Source organism: Corallococcus interemptor (assembly GCF_003668875.1).
GTDB classification, from domain to species: Bacteria; Myxococcota; Myxococcia; order Myxococcales; family Myxococcaceae; genus Corallococcus; species Corallococcus interemptor.
The window spans coordinates 12,229-29,251 of record NZ_RAWM01000021.1 but is presented as its reverse complement, the minus strand read 5'-3'; the positions used below and the strand labels follow the sequence as shown (position 1 = coordinate 29,251).

At 70.1% G+C, this 17,023-nt stretch carries 13 protein-coding genes; 10 read left to right on the top strand and 3 right to left on the bottom strand.

Features of this window, described 5'->3' with window-relative positions; translation table 11 throughout:
- Position 1: 1 nt before the first annotated feature.
- The 3 genes from D7X96_RS10695 to D7X96_RS10685 are packed head-to-tail and all read right to left on the bottom strand — an operon-like array spanning position 2 to position 4,729.
- Complete coding sequence (locus D7X96_RS10695) at positions 2–1,327, bottom strand: glycosyltransferase family 4 protein (RefSeq protein ID WP_244219530.1); 1,326 nt, start codon at positions 1,325–1,327, stop codon at positions 2–4.
- Complete coding sequence (locus D7X96_RS10690) at positions 1,293–2,537, bottom strand: glycosyltransferase (protein ID WP_121723110.1); 1,245 nt, start codon at positions 2,535–2,537, stop codon at positions 1,293–1,295. Before D7X96_RS10690 ends, D7X96_RS10695 begins: the two co-directional genes overlap by 35 nt.
- Positions 2,534–4,729, bottom strand: a complete 2,196-nt coding sequence (locus D7X96_RS10685) for a GumC family protein (RefSeq protein WP_121723109.1) — start codon at positions 4,727–4,729, stop codon at positions 2,534–2,536. The genes D7X96_RS10690 and D7X96_RS10685 overlap by 4 nt, the downstream gene beginning before the upstream one ends.
- A gap of 221 nt (positions 4,730–4,950) precedes the next feature.
- Here D7X96_RS10685 and D7X96_RS10680 point away from each other — a divergent pair, with 221 nt between their 5' ends.
- The 10 genes from D7X96_RS10680 (at position 4,951) to D7X96_RS10635 (ending at position 16,875) form a co-directional block, all read left to right on the top strand.
- Complete coding sequence (locus tag D7X96_RS10680) at positions 4,951–6,282, top strand: bifunctional glycosyltransferase/class I SAM-dependent methyltransferase (RefSeq protein ID WP_120548342.1); 1,332 nt, start codon at positions 4,951–4,953, stop codon at positions 6,280–6,282.
- The gene (locus D7X96_RS10675) at positions 6,282–7,922 is read left to right on the top strand and encodes a hypothetical protein (protein WP_244219529.1); all 1,641 of its coding nucleotides are present in this window, start codon (positions 6,282–6,284) and stop codon (positions 7,920–7,922) included. Before D7X96_RS10680 ends, D7X96_RS10675 begins: the two co-directional genes overlap by 1 nt.
- Before the next feature lie 46 nt (positions 7,923–7,968).
- Complete coding sequence (locus D7X96_RS10670) at positions 7,969–8,298, top strand: c-type cytochrome (protein WP_120548325.1); 330 nt, start codon at positions 7,969–7,971, stop codon at positions 8,296–8,298.
- Positions 8,299–8,357: 59 nt separating this feature from the next.
- Positions 8,358–8,678, top strand: coding sequence for a hypothetical protein (locus D7X96_RS10665; protein ID WP_120548326.1), 321 nt, complete (start codon positions 8,358–8,360; stop codon positions 8,676–8,678).
- Between the two features lie 195 nt (positions 8,679–8,873).
- The gene (locus D7X96_RS10660) at positions 8,874–9,590 is read left to right on the top strand and encodes a hypothetical protein (protein ID WP_199746933.1); all 717 of its coding nucleotides are present in this window, start codon (positions 8,874–8,876) and stop codon (positions 9,588–9,590) included.
- 26 nt (positions 9,591–9,616) lie between these two features.
- Positions 9,617–10,060 carry a c-type cytochrome gene (locus D7X96_RS10655; RefSeq protein WP_120548327.1) on the top strand — a complete coding sequence of 148 codons (444 nt, stop codon included), beginning with the start codon at positions 9,617–9,619 and terminating at the stop codon, positions 10,058–10,060.
- A complete protein-coding gene (locus D7X96_RS10650; RefSeq protein WP_121769650.1) occupies positions 10,060–14,370 on the top strand; it encodes a DUF4114 domain-containing protein in 4,311 nt (1,436 codons plus the stop codon). Before D7X96_RS10655 ends, D7X96_RS10650 begins: the two co-directional genes overlap by 1 nt.
- Positions 14,367–14,879, top strand: coding sequence for a type IV pilus modification PilV family protein (locus tag D7X96_RS10645; protein WP_233609800.1), 513 nt, complete (start codon positions 14,367–14,369; stop codon positions 14,877–14,879). Before D7X96_RS10650 ends, D7X96_RS10645 begins: the two co-directional genes overlap by 4 nt.
- A complete protein-coding gene (locus D7X96_RS10640; protein ID WP_158626571.1) occupies positions 14,876–16,183 on the top strand; it encodes a PilW family protein in 1,308 nt (435 codons plus the stop codon). Before D7X96_RS10645 ends, D7X96_RS10640 begins: the two co-directional genes overlap by 4 nt.
- Positions 16,180–16,875 carry a pilus assembly FimT family protein gene (locus tag D7X96_RS10635; RefSeq protein WP_121724249.1) on the top strand — a complete coding sequence of 232 codons (696 nt, stop codon included), beginning with the start codon at positions 16,180–16,182 and terminating at the stop codon, positions 16,873–16,875. Before D7X96_RS10640 ends, D7X96_RS10635 begins: the two co-directional genes overlap by 4 nt.
- Positions 16,876–17,023 lie beyond the last annotated feature (148 nt).

Here is a 17,023-nt window from a genome sequence, read left to right as displayed (position 1 = left end):
CTCACGCGGCGGGCCCCCGAGCCACGGAGCGCACCGCGTCCTCCAGTCCTTCGAGGAACTCAGCCGGAGCACTCAGCGCTCGCGCGCGAGACGGGCCACCACTGCCCAGCGTCCGCCGGGCCGATTCATTCTCGATGAGCTCGCGCAGTGCCTGGGCCAGGGCCTCCGGCTTCGGAGGCACGAGGACGCCGCAGGACGCATCGACGATCTCCAGCGGTCCGCCCAGCGCGGTGGTGACCACGGGAAGCCCAGCATAGAGCGCCTCCACGAACGCCAGGCCAAAGGGCTCCGGGCCGGTGTTGGGCTGACAGTGCACCTCCGCCGCGCGCAGCAGCCGGGGCACATCCGAGCGCTGTCCGAGGAAGCGCACGCGGTCACCAAGCCCCAGCGCCGAAGCCTGGGCCTTCAAGCCCTCTTCGTAGGAGGCCTCTTCCGGACGCTGCGCACCACCAGCGAACCAGGCCTTCCAGTGAGGCACCTGGCGCAGCCGGCCCAGCGCTTCGAGGAGCAGCCGCTGCCCCTTCCACTCCTGCATGCGGCTGGCATGGACGATGACGACATCCGCTGCACCCGCCCCCAATTCGCCCCGGAGCGAGGCCCGTTCGGAAGCAGAGAGACCCGGGCCACCGTCCCGGACAGGAGGATGGAGCACGCTTGACGGCGTGCGCGGATACACGCTCGAAAGAGTGCTCGCGGTGTAGCGGCTGTTGCACAGCGCCAGGTCCGGAGACGTGACCCGGGCCCACCGCTCCACCCAGTGCGTGCCCGACAGCGCGTCGTGCTGGAAGAAGATCAGCGGAACACCCGCTGAGCGAACCACCGGGCCAAAGAGGGCCTGGGGCCACGCCGCGTGACACACCACCGCGTCGAACGCCTCCCGCTGAAGCAGCGCCTTCAACGAGCGCCGAGCCTCCCAGACCCGCCAGGGACGGCTCACCTTCGCCGGCCCCAGCATCGTCAGAGGTGCGCCCGCCGAGCGCAACTCATCCGCGATGCGGCCCTCGAAGCAGAGCGCGAACGCATGCACCGCGCCGCCGTCCCGCTCCGCGTTCGCGAGCGCCAGCGTACGCAGCAGCGTCTCGACGCCGCCGTAGAGGTTGCCGCTGGAGACATGCAGCACGCGAAGCGATGTCCCAACCGAGGCCTGCCACCTGCGCGAGACAGAGGTGCCAGCATCCGTGTCATCGACGGGCTGGTCGCCTGCGCCATGCGATTCACGCGAGGAGGCGCCTCCCGTCTCCGCACCACCCCGCTTGCCGCTGGACTTGCGCGACCCGTGCATGCGCGGCCCTTCAGCGCCCACCCGCGACGTGCCGGACGGAGGCATCGCTCCCGTCCTCCGCCACGGGCCGGCGTCCGAGCGCCTCCGCGTACAACCCCAGACTTCGCGACGCCATCACGTCATGGGCGAACTCCGCCCGCGCGCGCTCCTGCGCCCCTCGCGACAGCCGCTCGCGCAATCCCGGTTCCTCCACCAACCTCCGCGCCGCCGCCGCCAGCGCCCTCGCATCTCCCACGGGCACGGTGAGGCCGGTGCGCTCGTGCAGGCTCACCCACGCCACACCGGAGTCCGGCACCGCGGTGTTGAGCACGGGCAGGCCGCTCGCCAGCGCCTCCACCTGCGACAGGCCATACGCCTCGCTGCGCGCGTTGCTCGGGAACCACAGCGCCGTCGCGGCCCGGTACGCGCCCGCCAGCGCCTCTGGCGACAGGTAGCCCGCCCACGTCACGCGGTCTTCAATCCCCAGCGCCTTCGCCCGCGCGCGGCCCTCCTGCGCCAGCGGCCCCTCGCCCACGATGACCAACCGCCCCGGCGCGTGCACCAGCGCCTCCAGCGCCGTGAACAAGCCCTTGTAATAGACGAGCCGCCCCACCATCAGCCACAGCGGCCCGCCCGCCGCCTCCGCCGTCCACCGCGCCTGCGCCTCGCGCGCCTCCGCGGAAGGAGGCCGCAGGTACGACTCCAGCTCGATGCCCAGCGGCAGGATGCGGACCTTCGACTTGAACGTGGACAAGAGCGACGAGCCGCGCACGTACGCCTCGCTCGTGGCCAGGAGCCGCGCCGCGCGCGAGTACAGCATCCACTCGAAGGGACGGAACAGCGCGCCCGCGATCTTCTGCCGGATGACGTCGCTCTGGTGCGTCACCACCACCGGGGGCAGCCGCGGAATCGCATCCAGCGCCAGCACCATGCTCGGGTTGGGCACGTGCAGGTGCACCACGTCCACGCCCCGCGCCAGCGCCCGCCGCAGCACGAACGGCAGCGACGGCATCACGTCCATGCGCGCCACCGACGCGAGCCGCCCCAGCCGCACCACGCGCACCGGCCCATCCCACGCCTCACGCGTGGGGCTGCGCCCGTGGAACTCGTGGCTCGTGCCCGTGCCGTCCACCGAGTGGTTCGCGCACAGCACCTCCACCTGCGCGCCCAGCGACGCCTGCGCCAGCGCCAGCGTGCGCACGTGCGCCTCCATGCCGCCGGAGGCCGGAGGGTAGAACTTCCCCAGGTGCAGCACCCGCAGACCCGCGCCCTTCACGACGGCGCCACCCCGCCCTTGGGCTCGTCCTGCGTCGGACCGTAGCCCTGGTAGCCCAGGTACGTGTCGCCGTAGCGAGGCTGCCGCAGGTCCACGTCGTTGAGGATGGCGCCGAACATCCGCGCCTGCACGTCCGCCAGCGAGCGCAGCGCGCGCTTCGCCGCGCCCCGGTCCGTCCGGCCCGCCTTGAGCACCATCACCACGCCGTCCGCCTGCGTGGCCAGCACCGCCGCGTCCACGACGGCGTTGAGCGGCGGGCTGTCCAGGATGATGCGGTCGAACTTCTCCCCCGCCTGCCGCAGCAGCTCCTTGAAGGCGCGCGTGTGCAGCAGCTCCGCGGGGTTCGGCGGCAGCGGGCCACACGGCAGCACGAAGAGGTTGGGCACCTCCGTGCTCTTCACCGCCTTGTCCAGCGAGCCCTCGCCCACCACCAGCGAGCTGATGCCCAGGTCGTTGGGCACGCCGAACGCGCGGTGCAGCCGAGGCCGGCGCATGTCCGTGTCCAGCAGCAGCACGCGGTTGCCGCTCTGGGCCATGGCCACGCCCAGGTTGATGCACGTGGTGGACTTGCCTTCCTGCGGCCCGCTGGACGTCACCACCAGCGTCTTGCAGGGATGATCCGGCGACATGAACAGGAGGTTCGTGCGCACCGCGCGGCAGCACTCCGCCACCGCCGAGCGCGGCGCCCGGTGCACGTACAGGTCGCGGTCGCCCGGCGCCTTCGTGGCCTCCATGCGCGGCACCACGCCCAGGAACGCCAGGCCCAGCACCTCCTCCACGTCCGCCTGCGACCCGACGGTGTTCTCCAGCATCTCCAGGAACAGCGCCACGCCCAGCCCCAGCAGCAGCCCCATCACCCAGCCCACCATCAGGTTGCGCCGCGTGTGCGGCCGCACCGGCACCGTCACCGGCTGCGCGGCGTCCAGCACGCGCACGTTGCTCGTGCGCAACAGCCCCGACAGCTCGATGTCCTTCAGCCGCTTGAGCACCAGCTCATACAGCCGCTGCGTGTTGTCCGACTCGCGCTGCAGCCGTCCGTACTCGATGGCCTTCTTGTTCACCTGGAAGGCCTCGGCCTTGGCCGCGTCCAGGAGCTTGTTGAGGTTCTTCTCCTCGCCCTGCGCCTCCACCAGCTGCGTCTCCGCCGAGCGCACCACGTTGGTCAGGCTCTTGAGCAGGTCCGCGCGCACGACCTCCAGCTTGCGGTTGCACTCCAGGAGCTTCGGGTGCTCCGGCAGGTAGCGCTCGCTCAACTCCGCGCACGCGGCCTTCTGTTCGCCGTAGCGCGATTTGAGATCTTGGATGGGCCCGTCCTTCGCGCCGGGCACGGCCTCCGCCCAGGTCTCGTCGTTGTTGCCGGCGTCCTTGCGCAGCCGGTGGATGGCATCCACGCGCGCCTGCTGCGCCGCGATGCGCGTCTGCACCTCGGTGAGCTTCAGGTTGTAGGAGTTGATCCGCTCGCTGACGATGGACAGCCGCGACTCCAGCGACGTGGACAGCATGTCCGCGTCCTTCTTCAAGTCGTAGACGGCCATCTCGTCGGACCTGGACTGGCGGCCCAGCTCGCCCAGGCGCCCCTCCAGCCACGTGCGCGCCTCCTCCGTGGTGCGCAGCTTGAGCGCCAGGTTCTCCGCCATGTACGCGGCGGCCACTTCATTGGAGAGCAGCGCCGCGCGCGCCGGGTCCGTGTCCTCCACCCCGATGTTCATCACCCGCGAGTCCTTGCCGGGCACCACCTGGATGCGCGAGCGCAACAGCCCCACCGCGTCCGCGTCCTCCAGCGCCTTCGCGCGCTCCGCCGGGTCCTGGTTCGCGGGCAGCCCCAGGAAGTCCGCGTCCTTGGCCAGTCCCAGCCGGTCCACCACGCGGGTGGCCACCGCGCGCGAGGTGATGATCTCGCTCTGCGTGGCGTAGTACTCCTTGTTGAACCAGTAGTTGCTGCGCTCCTCCCCCATCACCTCCTTCACCTCGCCGTCGAGGATGCGCGGCGCGGTGACGTCGATGATGAGCGAGGTGCTGGCCGAATAGATGCGCGGCTGCCGCAGCGACCAGGCCGCCGTCAGCGCGGTGACCCCCAACGCCACCCCGAGCATCACCCACCGCCGGCGCCACACGCCCCGCATCCGGTGCATCACGCTCGCGGACGTCGCGCCGGGAGCCCCACCGGCCGGGTCCAACACCGTTCCTTCCACGTCGCGTCTCTCCGGAAGCTGGCTGCCGCGGGCGGTCTTCCACCGGCCCGAAGGCCTCCGGACCCGACCTGCACCCACATCGCGCTGGGGGAATAACAGCCGGAGCGTGCAACGGGCGGGGCGGGTTGTCCATCCGACGGACGCCGCCTGGATGCCCCCCATCCATCCGTTCCGGTCCGGGAACGCGCACCCTGGATGCGCCTGTGGTAGTGAGCGGCGCCATGGTTCCTGCTCTCTCCGTCGTCCTGCCCTTCAATCCCGCCACCGCCGAGGCGGCCGCCCGGTTCGCGAACGCGCTGTCCGGACAGGCCCAGGTCGTCCTCGCGGGTGAAGGCCATGTGGACGTCACGCCCGGTCCCAACGTCCACGTCCTCTCCGCCCACGGCGGCAAGGGGGCGGCCATCCGCGCCGCGCTGCCGCACGTCACCGGCGCGCACACGGTGCTCCAGGATCCGGACGCGGCCTACTCGCCGGACAGCTACGACGCGCTGGTGCAGCCCCTGCGTGACGACACCGCGGACGGCGTCTTTGGCCGGCGCCCCGGCATGTCCCCGGAGATGGTGGCCGAGCGCGCGCTGGGCGGCATCACCCGCTTCGTCACCGACGTGGCCCTGACGGATCCGCTCACCGGCCTGCGCGCCTTCCGCACGGAGGCGCTGCGCTCCATCCAGCTCACCAGCGATGACGACTCGGTGGACGCGGAGCTGGTGGTGAAGATGGCCGCGCAGCTCTTCCGCCTCACGGAGGTGGCCCTGCCGCCGCTGCAGGCCGTGCCGCGCCGCCCGGCCTCCGCGCACCTGGCCCGCCTGCGCACGCTGGTGCGCTACGCCACCGTGCGCGACGACGCGGACAACCAGCACGAGGGCTACTCCACCCTGGAGCGCATGGACGGCGCCACCCACTACAACCAGTGGCTGGGCCGCCGCTTCCGCGAGCACATGGGCCGCCGCGTGCTGGAGATTGGCGCCGGCATCGGCACCATCACCCGCGAGCTGGAGGGCGGCGCGGAGCACCTGGTGGCGCTGGAGGTGGAGCGCTTCTACGTGGACCGCCTGAAGAACATGTTCCGCGGCAAGCCCCACGTGCGCCCCTACCTGTCCGACGTGGCGCTGGCGGACTGGGAGTCGCTCAAGGCGGAGAACCTGGACACCATCGTGCTGTCCAACGTGCTGGAGCACATCCCGGATGACGCGTCCGCGGTGCGCCGCTTCCGCCAGATTCTCCAGCCGGACGGCCGCGTGCTCATCCTCGTGCCGGCGCTGCCGCAGCTGTTCGGCGCCATCGACGAGGCCGTGGGCCACTACCGCCGCTACACGCCGGAGACCCTGCGCGCGGTGCTGGAAGAGAACGGCTTCCGCGTGGACACGCTGGAGTGGATGAACCTGGTCGGCCTGCCGGGCTGGTTCGTCAACAGCCGCATCCTGCGCCGCCGCGCGGTGCCCAAGCTCCAGCTCAAAATCTACGACACGCTGGCGCCGCTGTTCGCCCAGGCCGAGCGCCAGGTGAAGCTGCCCGTGGGCATGAGCCTGTTCGCCGTCGGCCGCGCCGTCTGATGCCCGTGCCCCACGCCCCGGGTCTGCCGAAGGCGGTGTGGGCCACGGTCGTGGCGCTCTACGTGGTCCTCTTCCCGTACCACCCGGGCCTGCGCTCGCCCAACGAGCTGTGCCGGCTGTGGCAGACGCGCGCCCTGGTGGAGGACGGGACGCTGGAGATCAACCGCGCCCTGCGCGACTACGGCCCGGTGGGTGACCTGTCGGTGATGGACGGGCGCTACTACCCGTCCAAGGCGCCGCTCTTGTCCTTCGCCGCGGTGCCCGTGTACGCGGGCCTGAGGCTCCTGGGCGGCGGCCACCGCTACGCCGTGCCGGAGGTGCCGCTCGTCTTCTTCAGCCGCCTCTTCCTCACGGTGCTGCCCACGCTGTGGCTCCTGTGGCTCCTGCGGCGCTTCCTGCGTGCCTTCCTGTCGCCCGTCGTCGCGGACGGCGTCACGGTGACGTACGCGCTGGGCTCGCTCGCGTTCAGCTACTCGCTGCTCTTCATGAGCCACCAGACGACGGCGGTGCTGCTCTTCGCGGGCTTCTACGCGCTCTGGAAGCTGTCGCGGGGCGAGTGGCGCGAGCGCGGCTACGCCGTGGCCGGCGCGTGCGCGGGCGCCACCGTCGCGGCGGAGTACACCGGCGCGCTGGGCGTGCTGGGCCTCATCCTCTACGCCGTGCTCACCGTGCTGGGTACGCCGGAGGCTCCGGAGCCTTGGGCCGCGAGGCTGAGGAAGCTGGGCCGGGCCACGGGGCTCGCCGTGCTGGGCGCGCTGCCCTTCATCGTCGCGCTGGGGCTCTACCACCAGGCCACCTTCGGGCACCCGCTGGAGACGGGCTACAAGCACCTCAACGACGCGGCCTACCAGCCGTGGCACCTGGGCGGCTTTTTGGGCATCCGCACGCCGGATCCGCGCGCCTTCACGCTGTCGTTCTTCTCCCCGCTGCGGGGGCTCTTCACGCTGTCGCCGTTCCTGCTGCTCGCGCTGCCCGGCCTCGCGCTGCTCAAGCGCCAGGGCCGCACGTCTCCGGAAGCACGCGCGCTCTTCTGGATGTCCGCGGCGACGCTCGCCGGCTACACGTACTTCACCTCGTCGTTCACCTACGACTCGTGGGGCTGGACCACGGGCCCCCGGCACCTCACGGGGCTGGTGCCCTTCCTGCTCTTGCCCGCGGGCCTGGTGCTGGAGCGGCTGCGCGGCGCGGGCCGGCCGGTGCTGTCCGGCATCGCGGCCATGCTGTGCGCGGCGTCCGTGCTCGTCACGGGCCTGGCCACCTTCGTCAACTACATCCCCGACGACGTCTCCACCCCCGTGCTCGCGCTGGCGCGGCCGCTGCTGCTGGACGGCTACCACCCGCCCAACCTGCTCGCCTTCGCGGGCCTGCCCACGTCGCTGGCGGGCGCGGTGCTGTTCGCGGCGCTCGCCACCGTGGCGGCGTTCCTCTTCGGGGCGCTGTGCAGGGACGCGGCCGGACGCGCGCCTTCGCCTTCCGCCTGGGTGGCGGGGCTCGCGACGCTGGCGGTGCTCGCGAGCACGCAGGCGCTGTTCACCCGGAACGACCGCGCGGATGAGAACGCGGTCCGCTTCCTGGAGTCCGTCTGGCTCCAGCCCCCGGGCCGTCCCGGCGTGGCCTTCTGGCCCCGGGCGGGCTCCTGAGGGCGTGGCTATACTGGCGCCCCCCGCTCCCTTCCGGAGACCGTGCATGACCTCGCGGTGGTACCTGCTGTCCGCCCTCCTGCTGTGCGCCCCCGCCGTCTCCCACGCCGAGGACGCCGCGGCCCTCTGGGACAAGAGCTGCAAGAACTGCCACGGCCCGGATGGCCGCGCCCAGACGCGCATGGGCCAGAAGGAGTCCATCCCCGACATGAGCACCGCCGCCTGGCAGAAGGCGGAGTCGGACGCGGAGCTGCGCCAGGTCATCGCCAACGGGTCGTCCCACAACCCCAAGATGAAGGCCTACAAGGACCGGCTCACCGCGGAGCAGATGGACGCCCTGGTGCGATACATCCGCACCTTCAAGGCGAAGGAGTAGCGCTCGTGAATAACCCTTCGCGTCCGGGCGTCGTGGGGATTGGGAGAATGGGAGCCGCCATGAAGACCCTCACCGTCGCCATCGTGTTCTGCCTGTCCATGGTCAGCCTCTTCACGTCGGTGCGCGCCGACGCCAACGCCTTCCCCCGGCTGGAGCCGGGCGTCTCCCAGCCGGTCGCGCTGATGCCCAAGGGCGGCGACGGCAAGGGCGGTGGCAAGGGTGGCAGCGACGGCGGCAAGGGCGGCGGCGAGGAGGACGAAGAGGAGTACCGCCGCCAGACGCGCGCCCTCTCCCAGAAGGCCGCCCTGGAGCTGGTGGACCCCGGCGTCCTGGACGACATGCTCCGCCTGCGCGCCGCCGTGCGCGCCGGTCAGCGCTGACGGACCGCGCCTACCTCGCAAGAATGAGGGGGCTCGCAAAGTTTGCGCAGCCACCTGACGTCAGACGGCACCCCCCCGGAATGTGGACATCCCTTATTCCGGCGGGTTGAGTCCCTGACATCCCGGCACGAAGATTGCTGAAATGGGGTTCCCAAGGCGTGTCTCCCCCCAGGGGCACGCGAAGGAGCCCCCCAGATGGTGCGTCGCCCAACTCCCCGCCGCCAGTCCCGTGGTTTCACGCTCCTGCTCGCGCTGGGCGTGGTCGCGGTCGTGACGATGGCGGTGATGCTCAGCTACAGCGTGGTGGGCCGCGAGGCCGACACCCAGGCGGACACCCGCCGCCAGAAGCAGGCGTTCTTCGCCGCCGAGGCGGGGCTCGCGGAAGGCCGCGAGAAGGTTCGCCTGCTGATGGCGAACAACGGCAACAACGAGACCCTGGCGATTCCCGCCGTCCTGGGTGGAGCCACGCCGGTCGCCGACATCCCCGCGCTCGCCGCGGCCAATCCGCCCTGGTACGAGCTGCTGCCCGGCTCCGGGCCCGACAAGTGGAACAAGTACACCCTGCTCAAGGCGGGCCTGGCGCCCTCGGAGATCCCCCCCGGCGTGGACTACCCGGAGCAGGCCAACGTGCGCTACCGCGTCTTCGTCCGGGACGACGACGAGGGCGACAACAACGCCACCGTGGACACCAACGACCAGCTGTGGATCCTCGCGGTGGGCGAGGTCACCACGGCGAACGGCCGCCCGACACGCTCCATGGTCCAGGCGCTGGTGACCAACGCGACCGGCGATTCCATCTTCATGCCCGGCTGCGGAATGAAGAACTGCGGCCCTGACCAGAGCGGCGGCGGCAATCCCGACGTGGGGCAGGCCGGCGGCGGCACGACCCAGTACAGCAACCCCTATCCCTGACCTCGTCTTTTCCCACGAGCCCCCCCATGAAACGCCTGACTCCCCTGCTGCTGCTGTTGCTGCCGGCGCTCGCTGGCGCCCAGGACCGAGGCGCGGTGGCCTTCAACAAGGCCTGCGCCCAGTGCCACCAGGCCCGGACGCCCACGGAGAAGCCGAACACCCTGCTCGCCGTGCGTCAGCCGGTCGGTCCGTACATGGACCAGGTGCTGAAGAAGAAGGACCTGTCGGAGGTCCGCACCTGGGTGGAGTCCCCCCACCGGATCAACCCGAAGACCAACTGCGACACGCGCCTGCTGGCCCGTGACGACCTGGACGCCCTCACCAGCTACCTGTCCACCGTGGTGGTGGCGCCTCCGCCGACCCGCCGGATGCGGCTGCGCAAGCAGATGGACGAGCAGGTGTCGGCGCGCAACCGCGCCGCGGCCGAAGACAAGGCGAAGTCCCAGCCCAAGACTCAGGGGAAGAAGTGATGCGCACGCACTTTCAACGGACCCTCACGGCGCTGGTGCTCACGGTCGCGACGCCGTCGCTGACCACCGCGCAGCAGCTGTGCCAGGACGACCTGTCCAACGACAAGCAGGGCGCCTTCCAGCTGGGCCCCAACGGCCTCACCGTCGCCAACAACACCATCATCCTGCGCGACGACGGCCGGCTCCAGCTCAACACCAACCTCAAGAAGCTGGACTCGGAGAACATCTCCTTCCCGTTCGACCAGACGGTCACCATCGACTACGTGTACGAGTCCGCCGGTGCGTCGCACTCGCTCGGCTACATGTACATGGATGACGTGGTGGCGCGCGGCTACGCGGACGCCGTGACCCACGAGCTGGTCGACGAGAACGGCAACGGCATCTACGACCTGCACGAGGCCATCTACAACCTCACGCCGGACGACGACGCCACCGTCCCGGCCAAGTACCGCTACATTGGCAAGACGCGGCGCTGCAACCGGACCTTCACCTCCGGCGGCAAGACCTACATGGAGCCGGACCTGGCCATGAAGGGCGACTGCAGCAAGACGTTCGCCGCCAAGACCGACGTGACGGACGCGCGCCCCGGCCGCGCGGACTCCAGCGCCTACAACATCGCGAACGACTGGGTCGGCTCCAACGAGGTGGGCGGGACCGGCGGCGACAACGGCCTGTTCCCGTACATCCCCAACCTGCTGGAGCCGTCCGCCCCGGAGAACGACAACGAGGGCATCGGGCGCATGGTCTTCCTGCTGGGGGATGACGACAGCGACAAGGCCGTCCACCGCAACCTGGGCCCCGTCACGGACATCGCCGACACCTACGACGGCGTGCCGGACTACAACGTCTCCCAGTACGACTTCCGCGGCATCAAGCTGCCCGCGCCCCCGGCCGGCGACCCGGAGTACGACAACTACACGAAGATCAACACCGGCGACCGCCGGGTGAACCTGGGCCTGGTCAAGGGCGGCAAGGAGATCATCTTCTTCGCCGTCGTCTACTACGACGCCCGCCACAACACGGACAACGACACGGTCGCCCCCTGCCTCAAGCGCAAGCCCTACGCGAACAACCCGGCCGAGGACGGCAAGTGCCTGCTGCACCTGCAGACGTCCATCTCCGTGTTCTTCTCCAAGGCCTCCTGGAACCTGGACCAGAACTTCAAGGCGCCCGCGGACAACAAGGTGACGGAGCGCAACATCGGCTGCAGCTACGACGACAGCTGCACCTCGCCCTCGTCCGGGTCGGCCTGCACCATCGCGGGCACCTCCAAGAAGGCCTGCGGCTGGCTGGAGCAGGACACGCTCGACCGCCTGGATTCGGTCGCCTACAAGAACCTGAAGATGCCGAAGGAGGGCGTGACCGTGATGCGCCCCGGCACGGAGGCCTCCAATCCGCAGGTCGCCATCGACAAGATGAACTTCATGCCCCACGTCATCGTGGGCGCGCCGACCACGGACCCCTTCCGGTGGATCCTCGGCTTCGAGGACCTCAACGGCGGCGGTGACCGCGACTTCAACGACATCGTGTTCATGATCAACAAGGAGAACGGCGGTGGCGCGCAGTCCACCACGGTGTCCTCGGACGTCATGAGCGACGTGGGCGACAAGCTGGGCCCGGAATTCACCATCACCAAGGTCCGCTTCCGCCGCCAGGACGACGTCGCCCCGTACGCGACGCCGGGCAACCCGCCCACGAACATCCGCTCCGGCTGCTCGAAGGCCCCCTGCTGGACGGAGGAGATCGCCGGCGCCTGCACCGCGAGCGGCGTGAAGCCCACCATCACCTATTCCATCGCGGTGGACTGCCGCGTCCTCGACCCCGTCACGAACCTGTACAAGAAGAACGAGACGCCCACCTGGGTGCCGGTGCCGCTGGACAACGAGAAGCAGTACCCGGACCAGGAGGTGGAGATCGACATCCTGGCGCTCGGCCTCACCGGTTCGCAGCTGTGCTGGAAGGTGGACATCAGCAGCCCCAGCGAGCTGTGCCGGCCCATCATCGACGACGTGGACATCGGCTACCAGGCGGTGCGCTCGGGCGCCTACGCGCGCTCCAGCCCCAGCACCATCGGCAACGTCGCCGTCTGGGGCGTGAACGAGACCCCGGGTCAGAACTGGGGCAAGAACTGGACGACCACCCCGGGCGCGCTGCCCCCCGCCGGCAACCGCGCGTATGACAACTCCAAGGACTTCACCATCCGCGGCCGGCTGTTCATGCAGTCGCTCTACGACCCGGAGAACACCAAGGCGACCGCGACGAAGCTGCGCTGGGAGGCCGGGCGCGTGATGGCGCTGTCGCTGGCCAGCTCCAACCCGCTCAACCGGAAGATCTACACGGTCAACGGCGCGGGGGACCGCCGGGAGGTCAAGGACGCGGACGTGGGCGGCACGCTGATGCCGACCTCGCTGTGCAACACGTACAGCGAGATCGACGGGCGCTACCTCTACGACATGAACAACGACGGCATCTGCACCGTCGTCGCGTCGACGGCGCCGTACAGCGACCGTCAGTTCCTCATCGACTGGCTGTATGGCTATGAGAACGTGAACGCGGCGACCAGCGCGGACAAGTTCCGCCCCTGGCCGTTCGGCGGCATCAACCTCTCCACGGTGGCGCTGTCCGTCCCCCCGTACCAGGACCCCTGGTACCAGAACGCGAAGCCCGCCGAGCGCGACCTCTACCGCGACAACTTCATGAAGCCCCTGGAGACCCGCACCACCCGCGCCTTCGTGGGGACGATGTCGGGCGTGCTCCACTCCTTCACCGCGGGCGCCTTCCGCAACGGGGTGAACGACGGCTGCGTGCCCGGCGCGCAGTTCCGCGGCTACTTCGTGCCCTCGGACTGCCCGACGAACGGCGATCCGGCGCTCCGCGACTACGGCTCCGGCGGCGAGGAGTTCGCGTACATGCCCAACCTGCTGCTGAGCCAGTACCGCAACCAGTACGTGCGCTTCCGCGGCTCGGGCACCCTGCCCCGTCCGCAGATGGACGCCTCGCCCACCATCGCCAACATGGACTTCGGTGACCGCGACGACTGGGATGCCTCCATCAAGTACACCTGGAAGCCGGCGGCCAACGCGCAGAAGCAGAAGGGCGCCAAGACGGTGCTCGTCTCCGCGACGGGCAAGACCAGCCCGGTGGTGTTCGCGCTGGACATCACCAACCCGAAGGACTCCTGGTACCCGCTGCCGCTGTGGGAGTTCAGCCTGGCGGACGCGGACGTGGCGACGGCCTTCACCAAAGCCATCAAGGACGACTCCAGCGTGCTGATGCCGGACAACTCCGGCTCCCGGCACGCCCCGTCCCTGGTGCGCATCTCCTGGGGCTCCTCGCTGGACAAGGACCGCCGCTGGGTGGCGGTGGTGGGCACCGACTACGACCCGGGCGACCTGCGCGCGGGCGCCGTCTACCTGCTGGACATGAAGACCGGCAAGCCGCTCACGTACGGCAACGGCAACCCCGGCAGGTACGCGGGCGTGCTCACCTTCGAGCAGGGCTCGGGCATCGCGGCGGAGACGCCGATGGTGGACCTGGACCAGGACGGCTCCTACGACGTCATGTACGTGCCCACCACGGCCGGCAGCGTCTGGCGCGTCAACCTCAAGAACGTGAGCACCTCCCGCAAGCTGGGCAGCCAGGTGCAGAAGTGCATGGTGGCCCACGCGGCCTCCGCGCTGCAGGGGCGCGCGGACGCGAGCCAGAAGGAGCTGGACCTGCAGGAGCTCTACTCCAACATGGCCGTGAAGCTGGTCAGCACGGACGCGGGCCCGGCGGTGCGCTTCTTCTTCGGCACCAGCGACAGCCCGGACAAGTACACGGACGGCTACGCCCCGGATGTGCAGAACCCCTCGAACCCCACGTACCAGTACCACCTGCTGGCCTTCGAGGACCCGGACCCCGCCGGCAAGAAGCCGTGCGCTGAGCTGCAGCCCCTGTGGGTGCAGAAGCTGTCCCCGGGCCAGAAGCTGTGGGGCGGCGTGGCGCTCAGCGCGGACAGCATCTACGCCGCGACCGCGGTGGGCACGGCGGCGGACATCTGCAGCCTCAATGCGAGCAAGCACGGCGAGGCGTACACGGCCAACCAGACGACCGGTGTGCTGACCGGCGGCGGGCCGGCCGCGCTGGAGGGCCACGCCATCTCCTCGCCGGTGGTGCACGACGAGCACCTCTTCGTGCTCTCCGCCACGGGTAAGATGCAGTTCACGGGCGATCCGAACGAGTGGAACAACAAGGCGGGCACGAGCGGTTCGTCCCGCTCGCAGATCATGCTCTGGGAACCGCTGCCCGACGGGAGATTGCCGCAATGAAGCAGCGCGCCTCACGGGGTGTCACCCTGCTGGAAGTCATGGCCACCATGGCCGTCATGCTGCTGGGCGTGGCGGCGGCGATGACCGTGGTGAGCCAGACGACCCGCTCCAACCGCCGCACCCTGACCGCCAATCAGGCGCAGATCATCGCGGAGCGCACGCTGGAGAACATCCTCCAGCGTGGCTGCCAGGGGTCTCCGACCTGCGACGTGGCGAAGGACGAGACGTTCAACGTCTGGCAGACGTCGGACGGCTTCCTGCGCAACAGCGCGCCCACGGATCCGAAGGTCGTGGCGCGCATGTACACGGTGGACGTCGACGTGGACAACCCGCAGGTCCCCGGCACCATGGAGGCCGGCGGCAGCATGGGTGAGCCGGCCCTCAACCGGAGCCTCGTGGGGGCCTCGTCGGGGACGCTGGTGAACGTGCGCGTGTCCGTGAGCTGGGTCGAGCCGGGCATCCGCACGGACCGGCAGATGGTGGTCATGCAGACCCGGATGGCACCGTGAAACACACTTCAATCCAAGGCCGGGGCTTCACGCTCCTGGAAGTGATGATCGCCAGCGCGCTGGGCGTCGTCGTGCTCACCACCGGCCTGGTGGTGGGCGCGCAGATGCAGAAGCGCGCGCTGTTCGAAGAGCAGACGATGACCGCGCAGGTCACCGGGCGCGCCGTGAAGGAGATGCTGGCGCTGGACATCGCCCGGGCGGGCGCGGGCATGGGCAACGCGCCCATCGCGTTCGCCAAGGCCGGCGGCGGCACCGACGAGCGCTCGGCCATCTCCGTCTATTACAGGCCGGACCTGAAGACGGGCACGGGCACCCCGTTCGGCGCGGACGCGAACTTCGAGCTGCCTCCCGTGGGCTTCCCGGCGTCGGATGCCATCCAGCTCTACTGGGGGGACACCGCGGGGATGATCAAGCTCGCCCCGTGCGCGAACTCGAAGGTCCGCGAGTCCAAGAGCAGCTTCTGCGGCACCCCGGTCGCGTCGGCGGCGATGATCACCCCCAGCGGCCCCGCGTCCGCCATCATGGTCAGCGGGGGCAACCGGCCGGCCTGCCCGGTCAGCATCACCGCCATCTCCCAGGGGACGGTGGGCCCTCCCGCCACGCCCTCCACCATCACGGTCAATGGGGCGCTCCTCGAGTCTCCCACGTGCGAGAGCACCACGAGCACCCACTGGGCGCCCAAGGACGCCGGCGACCTCGTGAACTGGATGGCCCTGCGGCTGAACGGCGCGGCCTACCGGGTGAACTGGAAGGGCGGCAGCCCCGCGCTGGAGTACCGCGCGGTCGGAGCGGCGAACTGGACCGTGTTGAGCCGCGACGTGGAGCACCTGTCCGTGCGCGAGGGCGTCGTGGACTTCGACAATGCCCTCAAGGGCACGTCCGGCGAGTACGCCATGGAGTGGTACCCCGGCGTGGGCACCGACACCAACTGGCGCAACCCCGGCTTGCCCCACCCGGCCATCTCCCAGTGCGACGAGGCGCAGTACACCCTGAATACCTGCAGGACGGACGACCGCGGCCCGGATGGGAACCCGCTGCCGGCCATCAACTCCATCACCGCCGCGGACCGGAAGGCGGAGGTCATCAAGCGCCTGCGCCAGCGGGTGCGCGAGCTGGAGGTGACGCTGGTCATCCGCACCCGGCGCGTCAACCGCGACGCGGACATGACGGGCACGGATGAAGAGGGCCAGGCCAGGGATGGCTACACGCGCCGTCGCTACACCTTCCGGGTCGCGGCGCGCAACATGACGGTGGGCTTGCAGCGGCCGGTGGACCCCTCGGCCTCGGTGGTGGTTATTCCATGAAGCACACGCGCGGCATGACGTTGTTGGAGATGATGACCGCCCTGGCGGTGGTGTCCGTGCTCATCGGCCTGTCGGTGGTGGCCATGCAGGGCCGCATCGGCGGGCAGAAGGAGAACACCGCCACGCGCGAGCTGTGGTCGTCCGCGCTGCGCGCGCGCCAGCTGGCCATCAGCACGACCCAGCCGGTGCGCTTCGTGGTGGAGAACAACGTCACCCTGCTGGACGGCAGGCAGCACACCGTGGCCCGCTGGGAGCGGCTGAAGTGCGGCAACGACCTCAACACGCCGGACGACTGGGGCATGGACCAGTGCCCCAGCCCCGCCTGCCTCAACAAGACCTGCCGCACCGCGCCCGCGTGCTGCAGTGAGACGGGGCCGGACATCGTCATCCCGCCCACGATGAACGCCACCAACATCAACAACCTGTGCTTCCTGCCGGGCTCCGGCCGGCCGGTGTTCAACAAGATGGATTGTCTGCAGGGGCAGCTTGGAAACCCCGCGACCATCGCGGCGGCGGCTCCGACGGACAGCTCCATCCAGTTCCGCTTCACCTCCAACCGCGCCAAGAGCGTGCTGATGGTGGAGCCGCTGACGGGCCTGTCCAGCGTGATGGACTGCGACTCGCTGGCGGCCACCACCAGCGACGCCACCAAGAAGGACGCGCGGCTGGCGGCGGCGTGCGCGGTGCCCTGAGCAGGTGAGGCCGCGCGCCCGGGGACCTGGACAGGTCCCGGGCGCGCGTGAGCCTCCCCGCCCGGCGGCCGTCCCGCTGGCTCCATGGACACGACAGCGGTCCGCATCCAGCGTTGATTTGGGGCAGGGCTCACCCTAATTAGCCGAG

Bases quoted from the DNA above. Each gene is read 5' to 3' on its own strand.
- D7X96_RS10665 (WP_120548326.1), top strand. From the start codon at position 8,358: ATGAAGACCCTCACCGTCGCCATCGTGTTCTGCCTGTCCATGGTCAGC.
- D7X96_RS10645 (WP_233609800.1), top strand. From the start codon at position 14,367: ATGAAGCAGCGCGCCTCACGGGGTGTCACCCTGCTGGAAGTCATGGCC.
- D7X96_RS10670 (WP_120548325.1), top strand. From the start codon at position 7,969: ATGACCTCGCGGTGGTACCTGCTGTCCGCCCTCCTGCTGTGCGCCCCC.
- D7X96_RS10635 (WP_121724249.1), top strand. From the start codon at position 16,180: ATGAAGCACACGCGCGGCATGACGTTGTTGGAGATGATGACCGCCCTG.
- D7X96_RS10655 (WP_120548327.1), top strand. From the start codon at position 9,617: ATGAAACGCCTGACTCCCCTGCTGCTGCTGTTGCTGCCGGCGCTCGCT.
- D7X96_RS10675 (WP_244219529.1), top strand. From the start codon at position 6,282: ATGCCCGTGCCCCACGCCCCGGGTCTGCCGAAGGCGGTGTGGGCCACG.
- D7X96_RS10680 (WP_120548342.1), top strand. From the start codon at position 4,951: ATGGTTCCTGCTCTCTCCGTCGTCCTGCCCTTCAATCCCGCCACCGCC.
- D7X96_RS10660 (WP_199746933.1), top strand. From the start codon at position 8,874: ATGGTGCGTCGCCCAACTCCCCGCCGCCAGTCCCGTGGTTTCACGCTC.
- D7X96_RS10650 (WP_121769650.1), top strand. From the start codon at position 10,060: ATGCGCACGCACTTTCAACGGACCCTCACGGCGCTGGTGCTCACGGTC.
- D7X96_RS10695 (WP_244219530.1), bottom strand. From the start codon at position 1,327: ATGCCTCCGTCCGGCACGTCGCGGGTGGGCGCTGAAGGGCCGCGCATG.